10 protein-coding genes are annotated in these 13,089 nt (G+C 63.8%); all 10 read right to left on the bottom strand.

The genetic code is table 11. From position 1 onward, the window contains the following. Positions 1-177: 177 nt before the first annotated feature. The 10 genes from ispD to lpxB all read right to left on the bottom strand — a co-directional run bounded on the left by ispD (position 178) and on the right by lpxB (position 13,089). Entirely contained in the window at positions 178-876 is a 699-nt protein-coding gene (gene ispD, locus CTR55_RS01720; RefSeq protein WP_296283820.1) for a 2-C-methyl-D-erythritol 4-phosphate cytidylyltransferase, read from the bottom strand. Continuing rightward, the gene (ftsB, locus tag CTR55_RS01715; protein WP_017521200.1) at positions 873-1,157 is read right to left on the bottom strand and encodes a cell division protein FtsB; all 285 of its coding nucleotides are present in this window, start codon (positions 1,155-1,157) and stop codon (positions 873-875) included. Before ftsB ends, ispD begins: the two co-directional genes overlap by 4 nt. Before the next feature lie 63 nt (positions 1,158-1,220). After that, on the bottom strand, positions 1,221-2,510 hold the full coding sequence (eno, locus tag CTR55_RS01710; protein WP_296283819.1) for a phosphopyruvate hydratase: 1,290 nt from the start codon (positions 2,508-2,510) through the stop codon (positions 1,221-1,223). A gap of 48 nt (positions 2,511-2,558) precedes the next feature. Continuing rightward, positions 2,559-3,404, bottom strand: a complete 846-nt coding sequence (kdsA, locus tag CTR55_RS01705; protein WP_138212681.1) for a 3-deoxy-8-phosphooctulonate synthase — start codon at positions 3,402-3,404, stop codon at positions 2,559-2,561. Positions 3,405-3,406: 2 nt separating this feature from the next. Beyond that, positions 3,407-5,035 (bottom strand): CTP synthase, encoded by a 1,629-nt coding sequence (locus CTR55_RS01700; protein WP_296283818.1) that lies wholly within the window; start codon positions 5,033-5,035, stop codon positions 3,407-3,409. Positions 5,036-5,206: 171 nt separating this feature from the next. Continuing rightward, positions 5,207-6,526 (bottom strand): tRNA lysidine(34) synthetase TilS, encoded by a 1,320-nt coding sequence (gene tilS / locus CTR55_RS01695; protein WP_296283817.1) that lies wholly within the window; start codon positions 6,524-6,526, stop codon positions 5,207-5,209. 59 nt (positions 6,527-6,585) lie between these two features. Further along, positions 6,586-7,536 (bottom strand): acetyl-CoA carboxylase carboxyl transferase subunit alpha, encoded by a 951-nt coding sequence (gene accA, locus CTR55_RS01690; RefSeq protein WP_045210016.1) that lies wholly within the window; start codon positions 7,534-7,536, stop codon positions 6,586-6,588. Between the two features lie 114 nt (positions 7,537-7,650). Then, positions 7,651-11,181 (bottom strand): DNA polymerase III subunit alpha, encoded by a 3,531-nt coding sequence (gene dnaE / locus CTR55_RS01685; RefSeq protein ID WP_296283816.1) that lies wholly within the window; start codon positions 11,179-11,181, stop codon positions 7,651-7,653. A 154-nt stretch (positions 11,182-11,335) separates the two neighbouring features. After that, positions 11,336-11,947, bottom strand: coding sequence for a ribonuclease HII (gene rnhB / locus CTR55_RS01680; RefSeq protein WP_296283815.1), 612 nt, complete (start codon positions 11,945-11,947; stop codon positions 11,336-11,338). Then, a complete protein-coding gene (gene lpxB, locus CTR55_RS01675) occupies positions 11,947-13,089 on the bottom strand; it encodes a lipid-A-disaccharide synthase (RefSeq protein WP_296283814.1) in 1,143 nt (380 codons plus the stop codon). Before lpxB ends, rnhB begins: the two co-directional genes overlap by 1 nt.

The raw sequence follows: 13,089 nt of genomic DNA, 5'->3' as shown, positions 1-13,089 counted from the left end.
CTTTCGTAGGAGCGGACTCCGTCCGCGATTGTTGTCCGTCGACACGTCCTCCAGCTGGGGGACGCCGATCGCGAATAAATCCGCTCCTACGACATCCCCAAACATCGGAGCCGGAATGCAAGCGCGATCGCGGGCATGGCAGGCCGCTACAGGGAGCTTCGTTTCAACCGCGAAGGATTAGTTCTTGGCGAAGTTGCGCTGCAGGCGCTGCAGGTCTTCCGGGGTGGTGACCTTGATGTTGTCCACTCGCCCTTCCACCATGCGCGGCGCATAACCCGCCCACTCCATGGCAGAAGCCTCGTCGGTGATGGCCGCGTCGGCCACCAGCGCATCGGCAAGCGCGCGGTGTAGCGCTCCGAGGCGGAACATCTGCGGGGTGTAGGCCTGCCAGACCACGCTGCGGTCGATGGTTTCGACTACGCGGCCGTCAGCGCCAACGCGCTTCAAGGTGTCCCGCGCGGGTACTCCAAGCAGGCCACCCACCGCGTCAAATTCCAATTCATCCAGCAAACGATCCAGGTCAGTGCGCGCCAGGTTCGGCCGGGCGGCGTCGTGCACCAGCACCCAGTCGTCGCTGCCTGCGCCCAACTCGGTCAGGCGCAGCAGGCCATTGAGTACGGAATCGGCGCGCTCGCGGCCACCTTCGGCACGCTGGATCAGCTCATTGGAAGCGCTAGGCAGCGTCGGCCACCACGGATCGTCGGCAGCCAGGCACACCACCAGACCCTTGAGCCGAGGATGGCCAAGGAAACAGTCAAGGGTGCGTTCGAGAATGCTGCGACCAGCAAGGTCGAGGTATTGCTTGGGTCGGTCGGCGCGCATCCGCGAGCCGATGCCGGCGGCCGGAATCACGGCCCAGAAGGCAGGAGTAGTCATTGCGCGAGCTGGTAGAGGGTTTCCTTGTCCTTGACCATGCCGAGTTCGTGGCGGGCACGTTCCTCGACGGTCTCGGTACCTTTCTTGAGCTCGGCGACTTCCGCCTCGAGGATGCGGTTACGCTCGAGCAAGCGCTCGTTCTCGCCCTGCTGGTCGGCGATCTGCTTCTGCAGGTCGCGCACCTGCGCCAGGCTGCCATCGCCAACCCACAGGCGATACTGCAGACCGGCCAATGCGAGGATCAGCACGACGAACAGCCAGTAAGGGCTACGTAACCTCAAACCTTCAGCTCCCTATACGCAAAGGGGTGGCTCCTGCCACCCCTTCACCGTACCAGACTAGGATCAGCCGCGGAATTCCGCGCGACCACGGTACGGCGCCTTGGCGCCCAGCTGCTCTTCGATGCGCAGCAGCTGGTTGTACTTGGAAACGCGGTCGGAGCGGCAGAGGGAGCCGGTCTTGATCTGACCAGCGGCAGTGCCGACGGCCAGGTCAGCGATGGTGCTGTCCTCGGTTTCGCCCGAACGGTGCGAGATGACGGCGGTGAAGCCGGCGGCCTTGGCCATCTGGATGGCTTCCAGGGTCTCGGTCAGCGAGCCGATCTGGTTGAACTTGATCAGGATCGAGTTACCGATCTGCTCGTCGATGCCGCGCTTGAGGATCTTGGTGTTGGTCACGAACAGGTCGTCACCGACCAGTTGCACCTTCTCGCCGATCTTGTCGGTCAGGACTTTCCAGCCAGCCCAGTCGGACTCGTCCATGCCGTCTTCGATGGAGATGATCGGGTAGCGCTGGGTCAGGCCGGCCAGGTAGTCGGCGAAACCTTCGGCGCTGAACACCTTGCCTTCGCCTTCGAGGTCGTACTGGCCGTCCTTGAAGAACTCGGAGGAGGCGCAATCCAGGGCCAGGGTGATGTCTTCGCCCAGCTTGTAGCCGGCGTTGGCGACGGCTTCGGCGATGGCGGCCAGGGCGTCTTCGTTGGAAGCCAGGTTCGGCGCGAAGCCACCTTCGTCACCGACGGCGGTGTTCAGGCCACGGGCCTTCAGCACGGCTTTGAGGTGGTGGAAGATCTCGGCGCCCATGCGCAGCGCATCGGCGAAGTTCTTGGCGCCAACCGGCTGAACCATGAACTCCTGGATGTCGACGTTGTTATCGGCGTGCTCGCCGCCGTTGATGATGTTCATCATCGGAACCGGCATGGAGTACTGGCCCGGGGTGCCGTTCAGGTCGGCGATGTGCGCGTACAGCGGCACACCCTTGGCCTGAGCGGCAGCCTTGGCGGCAGCCAGGGAGACGGCGAGGATCGCGTTGGCGCCCAGCTTGCCTTTGTTCTCGGTGCCGTCGAGGTCGATCATCGCGTGATCCAGACCTTTCTGGTCAACCGCGTCCTTGCCCAGCAGCAGGTCGCGGATCGGGCCATTGATGTTGGCCACGGCTTTCAGCACGCCCTTGCCCAGGTAACGGCTCTTGTCGCCATCGCGCAGTTCGAGAGCCTCGCGGGAACCGGTGGATGCACCGGACGGGGCGCAAGCGCTGCCGACGATGCCGTTGTCCAGGATCACGTCCGCTTCAACGGTCGGGTTGCCGCGGGAGTCCAGGACCTCACGGCCCTTGATGTCGACGATCTTTGCCATTCTAGATAACACTCCGAAGATAGAGATACACGGGGCGGCTGGTGAGACTCAGGCAGTCTCGATGGTGGGGAAACTCTTGACCAGGTCGTCCAACTGCTTGAGCTGGGACAGGAAAGGCTCGAGCTTGTTCAGACGCAGAGCGCACGGACCGTCGCATTTGGCGTTCTCGGGGTCCGGATGGGCCTCCAGGAACAGGCCGGCGAGGCCCTGGCTCATGCCGGCCTTGGCCAGGTCGGTGACCTGGGCGCGACGGCCACCGGCGGAGTCGGCGCGGCCGCCCGGCATCTGCAGGGCGTGGGTCACGTCGAAGAACACCGGGTACTCGAACTGCTTCATGATGCCGAAGCCGAGCATGTCCACCACCAGGTTGTTGTACCCGAAGGAGGAGCCACGCTCGCAGAGGATCAGTTGGTCGTTACCCGCTTCCTCGCACTTGCGCAGGATGTGTTTCATCTCCTGCGGCGCGAGGAACTGGGCTTTCTTGATGTTGATCACCGCTTTGGTCTGGGCCATGGCCACGACCAGGTCGGTCTGCCGGGACAGGAAGGCCGGCAGCTGGATGATGTCGCAGACCTCGGCCACCGGGGCGGCTTGGTAAGGCTCGTGCACGTCGGTGATGACCGGCACATTGAAGGTCTTCTTGATTTCTTCGAAGATCTTCAGCCCTTCTTCCATGCCCGGACCACGATACGAAGTGATCGAGGAACGGTTGGCCTTGTCGAAGCTGGCCTTGAATACGTAGGGGATGCCGAGCTTTTCGGTAACCTTCACGTACTCTTCACAGACCTGCATCGCCAGGTCGCGCGACTCCAGCACGTTCATGCCACCAAACAGCACGAACGGCAGGTCGTTGCCGATCTGGATATCACCGACGCGGATGATCTTCTGGGTCATGTTCAGGCTTTCCCGGCTTGCTTCAGGGCAGCGTTGACGAAGCCGCTGAACAGCGGGTGACCATCACGCGGGGTGGAAGTGAATTCCGGGTGGAACTGGCAGGCCACGAACCACGGGTGGTCCGGCGCTTCCACGACTTCCACCAGCGCGCCGTCGCCGGAGCGGCCGGAAATCTTCAGGCCAGCGGCTTCCAGTTGCGGACGCAGGTTGTTGTTCACTTCGTAACGGTGACGGTGACGCTCGACGATCACTTCCTTGCCGTAGCAGTCGTGCACCAGGGTGCCGGCGGACAGCAGGCATTCCTGGGCGCCCAGGCGCATGGTGCCGCCCAGGTCGGAAGCCTCGGTGCGCACTTCAGTGGCGCCGGTGGCGTCCTGCCATTCGGTGATCAGGCCGACGACCGGGTGGCCGCTGGACTTGTCGAACTCGGTGGAGTTGGCATCGGTCCAGCCCAGCACGTTGCGGGCGAATTCGATGACGGCCACCTGCATCCCCAAGCAGATGCCCAGGTACGGAACCTTGTTCTCACGGGCGTACTGCACGGCGGTGATCTTGCCTTCCACGCCGCGCAGGCCGAAGCCGCCCGGAACCAGGATGGCGTCGGCGCCTTCGAGCAGGCTGGTGCCCTGCTGCTCGATGTCCTCGGAGTCGATGTAGCGCAGGTTGACCTTGGTCCGACTCTGGATGCCGGCATGGGTCATGGCTTCGATCAGCGACTTGTAGGCGTCGAGCAGTTCCATGTACTTGCCGACCATGGCGATGGTGACTTCACGCTCGGGATTGAGCTTGGCGTCGACCACCCGGTCCCACTCGGACAGGTCAGCCGGGCCGCACTCCAGGCCGAAGCGCTCGACGACGAAGTCATCGACGCCCTGGGCGTGCAGCACGGACGGAATGCGATAGATGGTGTCGACGTCTTCCAGCGAAATGACCGCGCGCTCTTCCACGTTGGTGAAGAGGGCAATCTTGCGGCGGGAGGAAATGTCCACCGGGTGATCGGAGCGGCAGACCAGGATGTCCGGCTGCAGGCCGATGGAGCGCAGTTCCTTGACCGAGTGCTGGGTCGGCTTGGTCTTGGTCTCGCCAGCAGTGGCGATGTACGGGACCAGCGTCAGGTGCATCAGCATGGCGCGGCGCGAACCGATCTCCACGCGCAGCTGGCGGATGGCCTCGAGGAAGGGTTGCGACTCGATGTCACCGACGGTACCGCCGACTTCCACCAGGGCCACGTCGGCATCGCCGGCGCCCTTGATGATGCGACGCTTGATCTCGTCGGTAATGTGCGGGATGACCTGCACGGTGGCACCCAGATAATCACCACGGCGCTCCTTGCGGAGCACGTCCATGTAGACGCGGCCGGTGGTGAAGTTGTTGTTCTGAGTCATCGTGGTACGAACGAAACGCTCGTAGTGGCCCAGATCGAGGTCGGTCTCGGCACCGTCGTGGGTGACGAACACCTCACCGTGCTGGAACGGGCTCATGGTGCCCGGATCGACGTTGATGTAGGGGTCCAGCTTGAGCATCGTGATCTTCAGGCCACGCGCTTCCAGAATGGCAGCCAAGGAAGCCGAGGCGATGCCTTTCCCCAATGAAGAAACAACACCACCCGTGACGAAGATGTAGCGCGTCATGAAAAGCCCTGAATGTCAGCGTTTAGGCGGCTCGGCCGCCGGGGGAGCGAAGGTGTCGGGTACAAGACCCGGCTCACGACTTCGTCGTGAAAATAGCGAACTCCCACTGATTCGAAGGCGAATCAACAGGAGCGGTACAAGACGGGAGCGTAGTCTACCGGAAAGCCGCTATCAGCTCAAACCCGAGTCATTCGTCGGAGGTGTCCAACGCAGGGTCCAACCCTGCCCCGACTCCACGCGCAGGTCCGGTAGCAGCGCCACACCGAGCAGTTCGTCGGCTCGCCAGAGCAGTGGCAGACGAGCGCGCAGAAAAGCCGGAATAGCGGCTTCGTTGAGCAGACGCTTGAGGTCGCGACGACCACGACCAGGCAACACCATGACCTCCCCCCCCTGCCGGTGACGGATTTCCAGCGGCCCGTTCGGCGGCGTCCCTTCGAATCGCAACGAACCGTTGCTCGGCAGTGAAAGCGACTGCGAGGGGTCGTGCCAGGTCTGATTCGTCGGTACGAAACCGAGCCAGGGACTGGCCAGCCACCAGAGCCGACCGTGGGCGCGGCGCAACTCACCATCGGCGAGACGCCAGATCGGTTCGGCGTCTTCGCGGGCGTCGCGCAGGTCCTGCCAGCCGGCCCAGTGCGCGCTGTCAGGCAAACGGGCCAGCGGAGCAAGCCAGTGGCGCAACGCATTGCGCTGGCGTGGCTCGCTCAGTTCCGCCAGCGCGGCGACGGCCAGCGAGGGCAATTGCATACCGATGTATTCGTTGCGCGCACCGGTGGAAATCAGGTCGTTCTGCGCCAGCTCGCCCAGCAGCCCATCGGCTTCCGCCAGGTGCGCGGCGCTGCGGGTGATGGTTTCGACGGCCGAGGGCCAGCGCTGGACGATGCCCGGCAGCACCCGGTTGCGCAGGTAGTTGCGGTCGTAATCGTCGCTGGCATTGGATGGGTCTTCCACCCAGCTCAACCCATGGCTGCGGGCGTACCGCTCCAGCTCTTCGCGATCGAACCCCAGCAACGGGCGCAGCAGCATTCCAGCGCCCAGCCGACGACTGGCAGCCATTCCAGACAGACCTCGCACCCCGGCACCTCGGAACAGCCGGAACAGCACGGTTTCCGCCTGATCGTCACGATGCTGGCCAGTCAGCAGGCAATCGCCCTCCCCCAGCGACGCGGTGAAAGCCGCATACCGGGCCTCACGCGCCGCGCGCTCAAGGCTGGCGCCGCCATCGACTTGCACGCGTGCGACCTGCAACGGCACACCAAGGACATTGCAGAAACGCTGGCAATGCTCCGGCCAGCCATCAGCAACGGCCTGCAGACCGTGGTGCACATGGATAGCAGAGAGGGGCGGCAAGGCTTCGCGGCGCGCGAGCTGCGCCAGGAGATGCAGGAGAACGGTGGAGTCCAGCCCGCCAGAGAAGGCCACACGCCAACCCGGCGCAGTGCGCCACGGAAGGAGAAAGCTCAGCAGTCGAGATTCGAATTCAGCAGACATGGCGCAGATCGGCGGGATCGGGGACGAGGCAAGGATACCTCGTCCGCCGAAGGCGTCGATCAGGCGACGCCGTAGCTCATCAGGCGCTCGTAACGGCGCGCCAGGAGCTCTTCGCTGCTCAGTTGGTTCAGCGTGTCGAGCTGGCCGAGCAGGGACTTGCGGATGGTCTCGGCCATCGCGGCCGGATCGCGGTGGGCGCTGCCCAGCGGCTCGGGGATGACGTTGTCGACGATACCCAAGTCCTTCAGGCGGTTGGCGGTAATGCCCATGGCCTCGGCCGCTTCCGGCGCCTTCTCGGCGGTACGCCAGAGAATCGAGGCGCAACCTTCGGGCGAGATCACCGCGTAGGTGGAGTACTGCAGCATGTTCAGTTGGTCGCACACGCCGATGGCCAGTGCGCCGCCGGAGCCACCCTCGCCGATCACGGTGGCGATGATCGGGGTCTTCAGGCGCGCCATGACACGCAGGTTCCAGGCGATGGCTTCGCTCTGGCCCCGTTCTTCGGCGTCGATACCCGGATAGGCACCGGGGGTGTCGATGAAGGTCAGGATCGGCATTTTGAAGCGTTCGGCCATTTCCATCAGGCGGCAGGCCTTGCGGTAGCCTTCCGGACGCGGCATGCCGAAGTTGCGGCGAACCTTCTCGCGCACTTCGCGGCCTTTCTGGTGGCCGATGATCATCACCGGCTGGTCTTCCAGGCGAGCAACGCCACCAACGATGGCGGCGTCGTCGGAGAAGTGACGGTCACCGTGCAGCTCTTCGAACTCGGTGAAGATGTGCTCGATGTAATCCAGGGTGTAGGGACGACGCGGATGGCGCGCAAGCTGGGCGATCTGCCAGCTGGACAGGTTGCCGAAGATGTTCTCGGTCAGCGCCTTGCTCTTCTCCTGCAGACGGGAGATTTCGTCGGTGATGTTCAGGGCGTTGTCGTTACCGACAAGTCGCAGCTCTTCGATCTTGGCGTGCAGGTCGGCGATGGGCTGTTCGAAATCGAGAAAATTCGGGTTCATGGGCTATCCGTCGTTCTGTTGGCGGCTGGGCCTGGTCCGTAGGCGCCCTACCTTACGGTATCGGGCGCCAAGGGTCGAGACTGGCGGGTGGGCGGCCTTGGGCCACCGACCTCACTAGCGGTAGTTCAGGAAGACGTTGTCGCGGCCGAACTGGTCACGCAGCGCTTGAATCAGGTTGTCTGCCGGGTCGATCCGCCACTGCTCGCCAAACTGCAGCAAGGCGCGCGCCTGCTCGCCACTGTAGTCGACGGTGACCGGGCAACTGCCACGGTGACGAGTACACAGATCGGCCAGCCAGCGCAGGCGGTCGCCCTTGAGCGCATCGGCATGCACGCGCACGCGCAGGCTTTCCGCCAGCGAGGTACGGGCCTCTTCCAGGCCCATCACGCGCTTGGCGCGCAGACGCAGGCCGCCGGAGAAATCGTCCTGGCTGACTTCACCCTCGATCACCACCAGAGAATCGGTTTGCAATAGCGCCTGGTTGGCGGCAAAGGCTTCGGCGAACAGCGAGGCTTCGATACGGCCGGAACGGTCGTCCAGCGTCACGAAGCCCATCTTGTCGCCGCGCTTGTTCTTCATCACCCGCAGGTTGACGATCAGGCCGGCGACGGTCTGGGTGTCCCGCGCAGGCTTGAGCTCGACGATGCGCTGGCGGGCAAAACGTCGCACTTCGCCTTCGTACTCGTCGATCGGGTGACCGGTCAGGTACAGGCCGAGCGTGTCTTTCTCACCCTTCAGGCGCTCCTTGAGGTTGAGCTCCTTGACCTTGCGGTGGTTGGCATAGACGTCGGCCTCGGGCTCGGCGAAGACGCCACCGAACAGGTCCATGTGGCCGCTATCGTGGCTGCGCGAGGTCTGCTCGGCTGCCTTCACGGCCTCTTCCATGGACGCCAGCAGCACGGCGCGGTTGATGTCGACGTGGGCGTGGTAGGCCTTCTGCTCTTCATGGAAATGCGGGCCGAGACGATCCAGCGCGCCCGCGCGGATCAGCGCCTCCAGGGTGCGCTTGTTGACGCGCTTGAGGTCGATGCGGTCGCAGAAGTCGAACAGGGTCTTGAACGGCCCGCCCTCGTTACGGCATTCGGTGATGGCTTCCACCGGGCCTTCGCCGACGCCCTTGATCGCGCCCAGGCCATAAACGATCTGATTGTCTTCGTCGACGGTGAAGCGGAACTCGGAGTTGTTCACGTCCGGCGCCAGGATGCGCAGCTTCATGTGGCGGCACTCTTCGATGAGCGTCACCACCTTGTCGGTGTTCTGCATATCCGCGGTGAGTACCGCGGCCATGAACGGCGACTTCCAGTGGGTCTTCAGCCAGGCGGTCTGGTAGGAGACCAGGCCATAGGCGGCCGAGTGCGACTTGTTGAAGCCATAGCCGGCGAATTTTTCCACCAGGTCGAAGATGTTGCCGGAGAGGTTTTCGTCGATGCCGTTGTTGGAACAGCCCTCGATGAAGCCGCCGCGCTGCTTGGCCATTTCCTCGGGCTTCTTCTTACCCATGGCTCGACGCAGCATGTCCGCGCCACCGAGACTGTAGCCCGCCATCACCTGGGCGATCTGCATTACCTGTTCCTGGTACAGGATGATGCCGTAGGTGGGCTTGAGCACGGGCTCGAGGCCGGGATACTGGTAATCCGGATGCGGGTAGGAGATTTCCTCACGACCGTGCTTGCGGTTGATGAAGTCGTCCACCATGCCCGACTGCAGCGGGCCGGGACGGAACAGCGCCACCAGTGCGATGAGGTCTTCCAGGCAGTCAGGCTTGAGCTTCTTGATCAGCTCTTTCATGCCGCGCGATTCAAGCTGGAAGACTGCGGTGGTTTCCGCCTTCTGCAGCAGGTCGTAGGTCTTCTTGTCGTCCAGCGGGATGCGGTCGATATCGACCAGATCGGTCTCGCCGGCCTTCTTCTGGATGCGATGGATGATCTCCATCGCCCATTTGATGATGGTCAGGGTACGCAGGCCGAGGAAGTCGAACTTCACCAGGCCGGCCGCCTCCACGTCGTCCTTGTCGAACTGGGTCACCAGGCCGGCACCCTCTTCGTCGCAGGCGATGGGGGCGAAGTCGGTCAGCTTGGTCGGCGCAATCACCACACCACCGGCGTGCTTGCCGGTACCACGGGTGACACCTTCCAGCTTGAGGGCCATGTCCCAGATTTCCTGGGCTTCCTCGTCGGTCTTGAGGAAGTCGCGGAGCATCTCTTCCTGCTCGAAGGCCTTCTCCAGGGTCATGCCCACTTCGAAGGGGATCATCTTCGACAGTTTATCGGCCAGGCCGTAGGACTTGCCCTGCACCCGCGCCACGTCGCGTACCACCGCCTTGGCGGCCATCGAGCCGAAGGTGATGATCTGGCTCACCGCGTTGCGGCCGTAGGCGCCCGCCACGTAGTCGATCACGCGGTCGCGGCCTTCCATGCAGAAGTCGACGTCGAAGTCGGGCATGGAAATACGTTCGGGGTTCAAGAAGCGTTCGAACAGCAGATCATAGGCCAGCGGGTCGAGGTCGGTGATCTTCAGCACGTAGGCGACCAGCGAGCCGGCACCCGAACCCCGGCCCGGGCCTACCGGCACGCCGTTGTTCTTGGCCCACTTGATGAAGTCCATCACGATCAGGAAGTAGCCGGGGAAACCCATCTGGATGATGGTGCCCAGCTCGAACTCCAGCCGATCGATATAGGTCTGCCGCTTCTCTTCGTAGTCGGGCGTGGTGTCCTTCGGCCAGAGCACCGCGAGGCGCTCTTCCAGGCCCTCGTAGGAGACATGGCGCAGGTACTGGTTGATGTCCATGTCGTCGTAGGGAATCGGGAAGTTGGGCAGGAAGTACTTGCCCAGCTGCACATCGATGTTGCAGCGCTTGGCGATCTCGACGGAGTTTTCCAGTGCCTCGGGAATATCGCTGAACAGCTCGGCCATTTCCGCCGGGCTCTTCAGGTACTGCTGATCGGAATAGGAGCGTGAGCGGCGCGGGTCGTCCAGCGCGCGGCCCTCACCAATGCATACGCGGGTCTCGTGGGCTTCGAAGTCCGCTTCCTTGATAAAGCGCACGTCGTTGGTCGCCACCAGCGGCGCACCGCTGCGCTGGGACAGGGCCACGGCAGCATGCACGTGCTCTTCGTCGTTGACGCGACTTGTGCGCTGGATATCCAGGTAGAAACGGTCCGGGAAAACCTCCAGCCACTCGGCCAGCAGCGAGTCTGCCAGGGCGTCGTCACCTGCCAGCAGTGCCATGCCGATCTCGCCTTCCTTGGAGCCGGACAGCGCGATCAGGCCTTCGGCGGCCTGCTTGACCCAGTCGCGCTCGATGATGATCTCGCCATTGCGCTGACCGTCCTGCCAGCCGCGGGATATCAGTTCAGTGAGGTTGCGGTAGCCCTTGGCACTCATCGCCAGCAGTGTCAGGCGGGTCAGCGGGCCGTCCTCGTCGCGGTTGGCCAGCCAGATATCCGCGCCGCAGATCGGCTTGATGCCGCCACCCATGGCGGTTTTGTAGAATTTCACCAGCGAGCACATGTTGCTCAGGTCGGTCACCGCCACCGCCGGCATACCTGCCCCGCCGACCGCCTTGATCAGCGGCTTGACCCGTACCAGGCCGTCGACCAGGGAGAATTCGGTGTGCAGACGCAGGTGAACGAAGGTGGCGGTCATGGTGGTCCTTGGCAAACGCAAAAAACGGCAAGCCCCGGATTGTACCGGGGCTGTCGGCAAAGCTACAGGGAACAATGGGCCAGCCGTCGTGCCGGCGGATTCAGGTCACCGACGGGCCGCTGACCGAGAAGAATTCCAGAGCAATAACAGGGTGTTACAGAATGCCGCCGGTACTTTCCAGGAGGGCGCGCACCGGACCGAAGGAACGCCGGTGAATGGGCGTCGGGCCCAGGCGTTTGAGTGCTTCGAGATGTACCGGAGTCGGGTACCCCTTGTGCCCACCAATGCCATAACCGGGATACAGCGCTTCCATTTCCTGCATCTCCCGGTCGCGGCTGACCTTGGCCAGGATCGACGCGGCGGCAATGGCCGGAACCTTGGCATCGCCTTGCACCACCGGTGCGGACGGAACCTGCAGTTTCGGGCAGCGATTGCCGTCGATCAGCGCGAGTTTCGGCGTGACGCTGAGGCCCTCCACCGCACGCTGCATGGCCAGCATGGTGGCATGAAGGATGTTCAACTGGTCGATCTCGTGTACGTCGGCACGCGCGATGCACCAAGCCAGGGCCTTCTCGCGGATCTCCTCGAACAGCGCCTCACGGCGCGCTTCGCTGAGCTTCTTCGAGTCGTTGAGTCCCTTGATCGGCCGCGCCGGATCAAGGATCACTGCGGCGGTGACCACCGGGCCGCAAAGCGGGCCGCGACCCACTTCATCGACGCCCGCGACCAGCTCTTCCACCAGGGTGAAATCCAGGCCCATCTGCATCAGCGTTTCTCCACCAGGGCGAGCACCGCGTCGGCGGCCTGCGCGGACGCATCCTGGCGCAGAGCACGGTGGATGGCGTCGAAGGATTGGGTTTGCACGCTGCCATCGTCCAGCAGCGGCAACAAGGTTGCGGCCAGCGACTCGGGCGTCGCCGCATCCTGGATCAGTTCCGGCACCAGCAGGCGGCCAGCCAGCAGGTTCGGCAGCGAGATATACGGGCTCTTCACCAGGTGCCTGAGGATGCGATAGGTCATCGGCGCCACCTTGTAGGCGACGACCATCGGCCGCTTGTACAGCAGCGCTTCCAGCGTGGCGGTACCGGAGGCGATCAGCACGGCATCGCAAGCGGCCAGGGCCTCGTGGGAAGCACCGTCGAGCAGTAGCACCGGCAGATCGCGGCCGGCGAGCATTTCTTCGACCTGCACACGACGCTCCGGGCTCGCGCACGGCAGTACGAAACGCAAGCCGGGGCGATCCTGAAGCAGGCGTTGGGCGGTATCGAGGAACAGTGCGCCGAGCTTGCCGACCTCCCCTCCCCGGCTGCCGGGCAGGAGTGCAACGACACTGGCATCCTGCGGCAAACCAAGGCGCTCGCGCGCACCGGCACGGTCGGCTTCCAGCGGAATGGTGTTGGCCAACGGATGACCGACGAAGCGCACCGGCACCGCGTGCTCTTCGTAGAAGCGCGCCTCGAAGGGGAACAGCGCAAGCATCAGGTCGCAGGCTTGCTTGATCTTCAGCACGCGCTTCTGCCGCCAGGCCCAGACGGAGGGGCTGACGTAGTGCACCGTGCGGATGCCCGCGCGGCGCAGCTTCAATTCGAGAGTCAGGTTGAAGTCCGGCGCATCGATGCCGATGAACACGTCCGGCTTGGCCGCGATCAGCATCTTCATCAGGTCCTTGCGCCGACGCAGCAGTTCGCGCAGGCGGCCAAGCACCTCGACCAGGCCCATGACGGCCAGACGCTCCATCGGGAAATGCGATGGCAGCCCTTCGGCCTGCATGCGCGGACCGCCGACACCGATGAACTCGATGTCAGGGTGGCGCTGCTTGAGCGCCTGCATGAGGCCGGAGCCGAGGATATCGCCGGACGCCTCGCCCGCGACCAGGGCGACGCGCAGCTTGCGTGCGGTCGGTTGCAT

The organism is Pseudomonas sp., from assembly GCF_002796985.1.
Classification (GTDB): domain Bacteria; phylum Pseudomonadota; class Gammaproteobacteria; order Pseudomonadales; family Pseudomonadaceae; genus Pseudomonas.
Note: the sequence above shows the minus strand (reverse complement) of the source record. Positions and strands in the feature narration are given on the sequence as shown.